Source organism: Wolbachia endosymbiont of Drosophila leontia (assembly GCF_028981785.1).
Classification (GTDB): Bacteria; Pseudomonadota; Alphaproteobacteria; order Rickettsiales; family Anaplasmataceae; genus Wolbachia; species Wolbachia pipientis.
The window spans coordinates 1-9,998 of the sequence record NZ_JAPQLK010000081.1; the positions used below are offsets into that span (position 1 = coordinate 1).

General features: G+C 35.1%; 10 protein-coding genes. 5 read left to right on the top strand and 5 right to left on the bottom strand.

Annotated elements, in window-relative coordinates:
* Positions 1-144: 144 nt before the first annotated feature.
* Complete coding sequence (locus OZD63_RS02715) at positions 145-414, top strand: hypothetical protein (protein WP_274979908.1); 270 nt, start codon at positions 145-147, stop codon at positions 412-414.
* 550 nt (positions 415-964) lie between these two features.
* On the opposite strand, the gene recF is transcribed toward OZD63_RS02715, so the two are convergent.
* The 3 genes from recF to OZD63_RS02730 all read right to left on the bottom strand — a co-directional run bounded on the left by recF (position 965) and on the right by OZD63_RS02730 (position 4,145).
* Positions 965-2,044 (bottom strand): DNA replication/repair protein RecF, encoded by a 1,080-nt coding sequence (gene recF / locus OZD63_RS02720; RefSeq protein WP_274979907.1) that lies wholly within the window; start codon positions 2,042-2,044, stop codon positions 965-967.
* A 16-nt stretch (positions 2,045-2,060) separates the two neighbouring features.
* On the bottom strand, positions 2,061-2,528 hold the full coding sequence (gene bcp, locus OZD63_RS02725; RefSeq protein WP_274979909.1) for a thioredoxin-dependent thiol peroxidase: 468 nt from the start codon (positions 2,526-2,528) through the stop codon (positions 2,061-2,063).
* 189 nt (positions 2,529-2,717) lie between these two features.
* Entirely contained in the window at positions 2,718-4,145 is a 1,428-nt protein-coding gene (locus tag OZD63_RS02730; RefSeq protein ID WP_274979906.1) for a sensor histidine kinase, read from the bottom strand.
* Positions 4,146-4,210: 65 nt separating this feature from the next.
* Here OZD63_RS02730 and OZD63_RS02735 point away from each other — a divergent pair, with 65 nt between their 5' ends.
* The 4 genes from OZD63_RS02735 to OZD63_RS02750 all read left to right on the top strand — a co-directional run bounded on the left by OZD63_RS02735 (position 4,211) and on the right by OZD63_RS02750 (position 7,243).
* Positions 4,211-5,386 carry an aspartate aminotransferase family protein gene (locus OZD63_RS02735; RefSeq protein ID WP_275008052.1) on the top strand — a complete coding sequence of 392 codons (1,176 nt, stop codon included), beginning with the start codon at positions 4,211-4,213 and terminating at the stop codon, positions 5,384-5,386.
* A 14-nt stretch (positions 5,387-5,400) separates the two neighbouring features.
* On the top strand, positions 5,401-5,907 hold the full coding sequence (rimM, locus tag OZD63_RS02740; RefSeq protein WP_274979904.1) for a ribosome maturation factor RimM: 507 nt from the start codon (positions 5,401-5,403) through the stop codon (positions 5,905-5,907).
* A gap of 62 nt (positions 5,908-5,969) precedes the next feature.
* Positions 5,970-6,536: an elongation factor P gene (gene efp / locus OZD63_RS02745; protein ID WP_275008053.1), complete on the top strand. Its 567-nt coding sequence runs from the start codon at positions 5,970-5,972 to the stop codon at positions 6,534-6,536.
* A gap of 8 nt (positions 6,537-6,544) precedes the next feature.
* The gene (locus OZD63_RS02750; RefSeq protein ID WP_182321100.1) at positions 6,545-7,243 is read left to right on the top strand and encodes an inositol monophosphatase family protein; all 699 of its coding nucleotides are present in this window, start codon (positions 6,545-6,547) and stop codon (positions 7,241-7,243) included.
* Here the strand turns inward: OZD63_RS02750 and hemA are convergent.
* Entirely contained in the window at positions 7,235-8,437 is a 1,203-nt protein-coding gene (gene hemA, locus OZD63_RS02755) for a 5-aminolevulinate synthase (RefSeq protein ID WP_275008056.1), read from the bottom strand. The two genes, OZD63_RS02750 and hemA, sit on opposite strands and share 9 nt — an antisense overlap.
* 64 nt (positions 8,438-8,501) lie before the next feature.
* The gene (locus tag OZD63_RS02760; protein ID WP_275008057.1) at positions 8,502-9,881 is read right to left on the bottom strand and encodes a TomO hydrophobic C-terminal domain-containing protein; all 1,380 of its coding nucleotides are present in this window, start codon (positions 9,879-9,881) and stop codon (positions 8,502-8,504) included.
* Positions 9,882-9,998 lie beyond the last annotated feature (117 nt).

Genomic DNA, 9,998 nt, shown 5'->3' on the forward strand with positions numbered 1-9,998 from the left:
CCAATATTTTAAAGCGGATAATAACCCCAGGGCTTCTTTTGCCTTTTTTTCGTTTGGTAAATTTCTTAATGTTTGTGGCTGAACGACAACCGTCATCCCGCTACTTGTTAGCGGGATCTCTTGTTAGCGGCTGAGATACCGCGAATGAATCGCGGTATGACGGTTCGCGGCGGCATGACGATAAGGTTTATACCTTGTCATCCCAGTGCCCAAACACTGGGATCCAGTTTTCTTTACAAATTCACCAAAAGTGTTTCATTCTATAACATAAAACCCATACTCACCAAATCCAATGCGTTACTTGCAATTAAGTTTCCTGGACCCCAGTGTCTGGGCACTGGGATAACAAAGGAGGACGTTATTCCAGTGCCAAGCACTGACCATTTCTGGTCTCTTAAATTGCAACTAATCTAAGTATTAAAAAATTTACCAAGCGAAAAAAAAGGCAAAAGAAGCCCTGGGGTTATTATCCGCTTTAAAATATTGGCGTTTTTTTATTCTAAACGCTTAATAACCGTGACTCAGCCGCTTTTAAGCCGCAACTAATCTAAATTATAAACGTTAAGAAATTTACTAAACAGAAAAAAAGGCAAAGAAACCCTAGGGTGGCTAGCATTCAAATTCTCCCTTGTCAATTTGACGTTTTTTGCTGTCTTAAACGCTTTGTAAGCGCGTTTCAGCTTATATAGGTAGAAACCTAGAAGTTTCATAAAGACATGAGGTGCACATAGTGCAAAAATTAAGCATGATTTACGCCAAATACATTAAGTTTTTTGTCATTAATCCACCGCAGAGATTGCGAAGATAAATAAATAGCTTCAGTTTCATGATAAGGGGACTGGCGAAGTTTGTAAAGTAACTTTTGCATTTAATTTAAAGTAAAAAAAACAGAAATGTTCTGGCTTGAGGTTTAATTGCCGGAATTTACAATTGGGAGTTGCCTGTATGAGCTTTGAAAGAGGTACTATTCATTTGATAATTCAAAAAACTTGAAAGAATAAAGATAGCTATTGAAATTATCTTGATTTACATCAGTTATCCAAGTTTGACATTGAATACTTAACACTTCCTCCATTAACGCCTTTCTGTAATGTTTATCCAGATGAGACATTATATCATCAAGTAGAAGAAGTGGTGCCTTATTGTAATGAATACACCTTGCTTTTACACTGGATAAAATAATAGAAAGCAGTAATAACTTTTGTTCTCCAGTGGAGCACAGATTTATTGGTACGTTTCTTTTTTGACAAAAAACCCGAAAATTATCGTTATGCACACCAAAGGTTACTCTACCAGTCAATGAATCTTTTTCTCTGTTTTCCTTTAGACGATTCTGAAAATATTCTGCAGTATCGTCCAAAGTTAGCTGGCTGCTGAATTTCAAACTTGCCTTCGGAAAAAACTCACTGGAATGGTTATCAATTGTGCCTTGTAGTGTCTTTAAAACAGACGATCGCATACGTAAAATACTAACTGCATTAACGGCCATTATGTTTTCAAGACTAGAGAGCCAATTTTCGTCCAAGGTGTTCTCTCTTAACAGTTTACTTCGCTCACGTTTAGCTTTTCTGTGTTTCATGTAGCAGCAAGTGTAATTTTCCTCAAACAGTGAGACTATACGGTCTAAAAATTTTAATCTGTCACTTGGAGAATTAAGAAGAACATAGTCCATTTGTGGAATCAGCCATATTACATTGGATATCTTATACAAAGATGAATAACTCGATTGCGTTTTTCCATCAATTTGTATTAGTTTCTTATCAAAACTCTTTGCGATACCAATTGAATTAAAATCCATTCCATTAAAAAAATCATATTGCACTACCCAATCTTCATTACTGAATCTATTTTGTATCTCACTGGCTTTCGCTTTTTTCATTCCATTGCTTTTAGCAAGCAACGAGATTGCTTCAAGTATATTAGTTTTACCAATACCGTTTTTGCCAGTTATTACAACTGAGCTATCATCTGAATCCAGTTCAAAGTTTGAGTGGCTACGAAAATTATGTAATTTCAGCTTTTTTATGTAGCAATGGGTAGCCATTAACCTATTCTTTAGTTTATATTCTCTTTACTTCTTCCAGAACCTCATCAACATGTCCACTAACTTTTACATTTTTCCAGATCTTCACTATTTTACCTTTTTTATCTATTAAAAAAGTAGTGCGTTCTATTCCCATATACTTTTTGCCAAACATACTTTTCTCTACCCAAACACCATATTTTCCCAACATTTCAGCATTCTCATCAGAAACTAAATAAAACGGCAGAGAATATTTTGCTTTGAAGTTAGTGTGACATCTAACGCTATCTTTTGATATACCAATTATCACTGTGTCAAGGAAAGAAAAATCATCTATTTTATCTCTAAAGCCTTTTGCCTCCATTGTACAACCCGGAGTATCGTCTTTAGGATAAAAATAAAGAACTACATTTTTTTTATCAAAAAATTCACTCAGTGATAAATTTTCACCAGAATCTGCTGGCAAGCTAAAATCGGGTGCATCATTTCCTACTGCTAATTCCATACCTTGCTCCATTAATAACACTTCCGTCTATAGTAGTATATTGTAGTCAGAGTATCAAATTTTATATATAGCTAACAGATAAGATCCTTGATGGGGGCTTATTAATGAATTTCTGCCTACCTTCTCGGCTTGCCGCTTTTGATAAAGTGTGGTTTTCGTCTGATGTAAGGCCATATCAAATAGATCCTATTAAAAATCAATCGAATCTTCACATGTTTGTTCTTCATAAAAGAAGTTCAATGTTATCGTAGTACCAAGTTTTGCTTCACTTTTAATGTCAAAAGTTCCACCCATTAACTCTACTAATTTCTTGCTTAGCGGCAATCCGATGCCCGTACCTTCGTTTCTATACCCCGAATCTGCTTGGCCAAAAACAGACATAACTTTATATATGTCCTGCTGCATTATTCCTATTCCATTGTCATGAAACTCAATAGTTAATAAGTTTTTTTCTATATTTTCTTTTATCACCATTCTTATTAAACCATCTTTGGGAGTAAACTTGATTGAGTTTGATAATAAATTTATTATAACTTGTTTCATTCTCTTGGGATCTGCAATGACTAATAATTGTTTATTAGTCATCTCTTTTTTTAAATTAATCCCGGCTTCTTTTAATTTAGGTAATAGCATATTTACGCATGAATCCATTATTTTGTTCAGGTTAAACTTCACTTTTTCTACTGTTAAACTACTTGATTCAGCTTTAGAAAAATCGAGCACATCATTAATTAAGGTAAGTAAGTGTGTTCCTGCATTATATATATCGTCTGCATACTCCTTGTATTGAGAATTATCCATTGAACCTAAAGTTTTATTTTTGATCAACTCCGCAAATCCAATAATAGCATTAAGAGGTGTGCGTAATTCATGTGTAACGCTTGCAAAAAACTTTAGCTTGTTTGCATTTTCTTGCTCTAATGTCTCTTTTATCTGCTGTAATTCAATGTTAGTTTTATGTTGCTTGGCTAGCATTTGGGCATTAGAAAAGTGCAAATAGAACATTATCAATATTAAGATTATTAATAATAGGCCCAAAAATGTTAAAAACAGGCCATATGCTATAACATAAGAATTATTGTAGTTTCGAAGAATCTTCAAAAAAAACGACGGTTTAACGCTATTTTCATGGAATATAGGGAAAATAGAAGTTAATGTATTTCCTGTGGTATAAAATATTTCTTGGTTACTTAATAGTTTATCAATTTCATCGTTTGTAAGTAACTGTTCATAATCATAATCTTGAGTGTTAAAATTACTGAATATTATTCTGCCGTTTTTATCATACAGTATTAAGCTGAAATCCTTTACTTTGCTCACTGATTGTAATAATTCAGCACGTAGTTTTACTAGTTGGTTTATGTAGTCAAAATTTTTGTATTTAATGTGATGCTTTTCTATTAGTAAATAATGGTATTTTTTTATTATGCCATTTTCCAGTACGCTTTTTAAGTTTACACTTGAATCACGGTAAGAAGAAAGGAAATTACTCCTTAGTAAATGATTACAATATATCACACTGAATAAAATCATAAAGATCGATGAGAGTAATACAATAACTTTTGTGTATTTGTTTTTCTTCAACGCAGAAAACACCAATTTACCTAGCTTATACATATCCTTCTTATTGTGAAACAACGGTTTTTATGTTATTAATAACAAAATTTAGCATATAACATTTTATGACAATTTCTCCTATTTTGCCAGTTTATTCTCCTGTTAATATAAATTTTTCTCATGGCAAAGGTATCTACCTATATGATGTTGATGGTGAGCGCTACGTAGATTTTCACTCCGGAATAGCCGTTAGTAGCTTAGGTCACACTAATTCGCGATTAATTAGTGCTCTTAAATTGCAAGGAGAAAAATTATGGCATATATCAAATACCTATAATATACCTGCTGCCAATAATTTTGCAGAAAAATTAATAAACAACAGTTTCGCTGACACTGTATTTTTCTCAAATTCTGGATCAGAGGCAGTAGAATGTGGGCTTAAGATTGCTAGGATCTATCAAAATGGAAAAGGCAATAAAAATCGTCACAGAATTTTAACATTCCATGGTGCATTTCATGGAAGAACCTTTTTAACTTGTGCTACAAACGATAAACAGAAATTTTCTGAATTACTAAATCCCTACATTGATTGGTGTGATAACATCGAGCCCAATATTGAGAGCGTAAAGAAAGCAATTTCAAGTGGTATAGGCGTTATATTAATAGAACCAATACAAGGGCAAGGTGGTATCAAAGTAATGAATGAAGTCTTTATGAAAGAACTAAGAAAGCTGTGTGATGAAAATGACATATTGTTATTTTTTGATTGCGTGCAATGCGGTGCTGGCAGGACAGGAAAATTATTTGCATACGAACATATAGGAGTGGAACCTGATATATGTGCTCTTGCAAAGGGAATAGGCGGCGGGTTTCCGCTGGGGGCTTGTCTTGCAACTGAAAAGGCTGCTAAATATATGGCAGTTGGTATGCACGGTTCCACTTTTGGTGGCAATCCGCTTGCAACCTCAGTAGGTAATGCTGTGCTCGAAGAATTGCTCAGCCCCGGCTTTTTGAAAAATGTTGAAATTAGAGGTAAATACTTAAAAAATAAACTAGAAGACTTAGCAAGTAAATTTCCAATAATAGAGGAAGTAAGAGGGAAAGGGTTAATGCTTGGAATAAAAGTGAAAGCAGACAATCAAAAGTTTGCAGAAGAGTTAAGTCATCGCGGCTTGCTTACTGTTGGGGTAACATTAGATAACGTTGTGAGAATTTTACCTCCACTCATTATCACTGAAAAAGAGATTGATGAAGGCATCGAGATTTTGACTCAATATTTATCTGAGAAATCTTCTGATTAGATACTTGCATTAATATGAACGACAATCTGGTATGCTTAGGAATTATTACCTCTCCTCACGGAATTAAAGGAGCTGTTAAAGTAAAAACCTTTACTGAAAAGCCTGAAAATACCTTCTTATATGGTAAGCTAATAAGTGGTGATGAGAATTATAAAATAGACTCAGTATCCGTCATAGGTGATAATTTAGTAATAGCTACAATAAGCGGAGTAAATTCCCGTAATGAAGCAGAGCTTTTAAGGAATAAGAAGCTATATATAGAAAGAAGCAAGTTACCAGAGCTAAATGATGAGGATGAATTTTACCAAAGTGACCTTGTAGATATGGAAGTAAGGCTGAAAAGTAATGAATTATATGGCTATGTAAAATCTGTGTATAATTTCGGCTCAGGGGATATATTAGAAATTTTAGTTATCAGCACAAAAAAACGTATTATGCTGTCTTTCACTAAAGAGATATTTCCACATATAAATATAAAGGGGAGGTATATAGTATTAAATATACCAGAATTTATTGACTAATAAAGACTTTGATATTTATATAAAGCTATTTATAATTGTAAGATTAAACTGAAAATGTAATTATGGCAGAAAGAGCTAACGATATTAGACCAGGTCAGGTGTTGGAACATAACGGCGGATTATTTTGGGTTGTAGGTATTATGCATACTCAACCTGGTAAAGGTGGTGCATACATACAAGCTGAAATGAAAAATATCAAGACCGGAGCAAAACACTATGAAAGATTTCGTTCTGATGCAACAATCAGAAGGGCAATTTTAGATGAAGAGGAATATGTTTACCTTTTCACTGAAGGAAACATTGTAAATCTTATGCATCCAAGTAATTACGAGCAAATCACTATAAATTTGGACTTATTGGGAGAAAAAAAAATTTATTTACAGGATAACATGAAAATTAAAGTTGTAGCTTATCAAGACAAAATAATTTCTGCGCATGTGCCTGATTATGTTACGCTTGCTGTGAAAGAAACAGAGTCTGTTATTAAAGGACAAACTGCTACTGCTTCTTATAAGCCTGCAATTTTGGAAAACGGAATGCGCGTTAACGTGCCTCAATTTATAAAAGAAGAGGATAAAATTGTAGTATATACTCCAGGTGACAGCTATTATGAAAGAGTGAAAGAGTAAAAGGAAGGATGTCCATCTCATCGCCACGAATTAATGTGATGCTTGATTCTGTGCGTAGTGCTTCCAGGCAGCTTATGCGCGATTTTAATGAATTGCAAATTTCTAATGTTAAATCAGCAGACTTCATTAATAAAACTTATTCAAAATCCAAGCAAACCATATACGATTGCTTGCACGACTACAAACGAGACTATGGGTTTATTTCCGAAGATGATACTGACCAAGAAATAAAAGATAACGGTTATACTTGGTTTATTATGCCTATAGAGGGCAGGGAGAACTTTTCTAGTTGCATGGTTTATTTTGCAGTATCAGTCTGTCTCATTCATAAAAATAAAGTTGTGGCAGCTGTAATTGATGCTCCGGCTCTTAGAGAAACTTTTTGGGCAGAAGAAAAGAAAGGTGCTTTTCTTGAGGACTTTAGATCTCGTCATATAAAAATGCGGGTGAAAAGCCGTGAAGGGGGTCTAATAGATGTAAGTGGTAATTTATTAAATAAATTGCTGCCTGGCAATAGTAATGTACGCTCCATCGGTTCAACAATTTTAGGCTTTGCGTACCTTGCAGCAGGAAGGCACAGAGGAGCAGTTTACTCTGGAGTTAACAAATATAAAGCCTTGCTCGGTAGACTTTTTCTGCAAGAAAGCGGTGGAAGGCTAACGGAAGACAACGGATTGATTATTGCTGGCGATATTAAATTAGGATAAACAGGCTACAGAGATAGACAACTTTTCGAAAACTTTTACAAGAGATTCTGTTAAATGTTCCATCATTTCATCAGTATGATAAGGTGTAGGGGTAATACGGAAACGCTCAGTTCCTCTTGGCACTGTTGGATAATTTATATGTTGAACGTATATTCCATGCTCATCAAATAATAATTTTGATGCTCCTTTGGATAACTCTGGGTCGCCAATTATTATTGGAATTATATGAGTTTCTGTTGGAATGAAGTTAATTCCTGTATTTCTCAGTGAGTTTTTTACTTTTTCAACGACTTGCTTTTGCTTTTCCCTTTCAATGTTGCTCGATTTTAGGTGTTCAACGCTTGCCTTTGCTGCCGCTGCTAAAACAGGCGACATAGCAGTGGTGAAAATAAATCCTGGAGCGGAACTTCTTATTACATCTACCAAGCTCTTTGAAGACGCTATATACCCACCCATCACTCCAAAAGCCTTCGATAGTGTACCTTGAATGACGGTTATTCTATCCATCAGGCCTTCTCTTTCTGCAATTCCGCCACCATGTAAACCATACATGCCAACTGCATGCACCTCATCCAAATAGGTGATTGCATTATGTTGATCTGCAAGATCGCATATCGTTTCAAGCGGCGCTACATCGCCATCCATTGAATATACAGATTCAAGTGCTATTATCTTTGGTGTTTTTGTGTCTACGGATTTTAACAACTGCTCTAAGTGATCAACATCATTGTGTTTAAATATATGTTTTGGTCTTTTTCCTGATTTTATGCCTTCTATCATTGAAGAATGGTTCTTCTCGTCTGAAAAAATTACTACATTTGGGATAATAGACGATAAAGTGCTAAGTGTAGTCTGGTTAGCAAGGTAGCCACAAGCAAAAGTTAAAGCAGCCTCTTTTTTATGCAAACAAGCTAAGGATTTTTCAAGTTCGACAACCTCTTTTGTTGTACCAGATATATTTCTTGTTCCCCCCGCACCAATTGATGAACTTTGAATGGCGGCAATAACTTTCTCGTTTTGTGACATTCCTAAGTAGTTATTACTGCACCAGACGATTACTTCCCTATTTCTTTCATAGTCCATAATGTGGGGGAGCCTACCTGGCAATGACGCAAAGTGCGTAAATTCACGGTAGCGCCCCTCATCTTTTATATCTTTTATTTTATTCAAGAATATTTCTTCGTAGTTTACCAAGTCCTTATTTACCGATAATTAACATAATTATAACAAATTATTAAATGGTAAACTACTATATTTATTATACATGTACGGCAGTAGGTACTTTCCCCGTGTTGAAAGATTTTTCAACCTCGTTGTTTTCAACTTGGCTTTTAGGTGTACAGTAGTATATAATTGCAGCGGCAACCAGACAACAAGCTCCAACACCTGCTATTATTCCTGTTGTCAGCAAGCTAACACTAAAAGCAAAATATGCAGCCGGTGCAGCAGCCCCTGCAAGTATTCCAGCTACTGCGAACGTCCATGTAGCTACGGTAGGCCACTTACTCTTTTGCGTATTTTGTGCTGCAGTAATACTTCCATTTCCTGGATTATTAGGCAGCTTGCCATTGGTTTGAGTATCATCTTCTTGTTCAGAGATTTTGTTAGCTACTGAAGACGTTGGTATTGGTTCTGGTGCAGGTTTTGGCTGCGTATCTTTTTTATTATCATCCTTTTGTGACGCATGCCCAGCAAGTTGAACAGGAGTTTGCTCTTGATCTTCACTCTCAGGCATATTGATTAGTTGAGCAGAATTTTGCTCACGCTCACCATTACCATCTGAAGTTTCTGGTTGTATATTTTCCAGACTGTCATTATCTTTGAACGTAGAGACCTCCTCATTATTTATTTTAGTTGCTACATGTTCTTCTTCATTAACTATATCCTGAATTGGAGAGCTGCTGCCAGAACCTGAAGGAATTACAACATATTCGCTGCTAGGGTTTGAAGGAGTGCCACTATGCTCATCACCACTCACAGAACTCTGTAGTAAAAGTGGTTGTGTATCTTGATCACCTTCAAGCTGGAAACTATTCTCACTTGAAGAAGCATTAGGCGTTTCAGGTGTAGTTGGTTGAACAGATAGTACAGTATTGCTTGGATTAGCAGACTGCTTGCCATTGATTTGAGCACCATCTTTCTTATTTTTTTGTAGGGTTAAAAAAGCTACTACTTTATCCTTAAAGGGACCTTCTTGACTTTTCGCGTATTCTAGTGCAGAATCACGATTGTCAAACGTCAGGACATTTTTAAATTCCTCTTCTAAGTTTAAGTTATCATTACCTTTGCTTATAATTTCACTAATCTTTTTCCTAACAAAACTAGCAAGTAGCGTAACACCTTTTTTTTTGCTTCTTTTACCCATTTCACCCTCCTCATAATTATTACCTATAGCTTCCTCTATTGAAACCTCTTCATTGTTCATAATATTTGTTCCTCTGTCCACAATATTTTTTTCTGTCTGCTTACTGCCAGCACTTTCAAGTCCTGGATTTTCTGATAGAATGTCACTTGTTATAACTGGAATTTCTAATTCATCTGCAACGTTATTACTTCTTTTTCGTATTATAAAAGTTCCAGGAGTTTGGCGCATTTCATCCCACAAATCTTGACGTTCATGACAGGAATATTTTTGCACATCAATAAAAAATTGCAGAATATTTCTAATTTACATTAAACTGAATATTAGAACCTGTTAAGGATCTCGAAAATATGAGGTAGAATAAGCATAGTTAAGAAAGAGGCATATCTATGC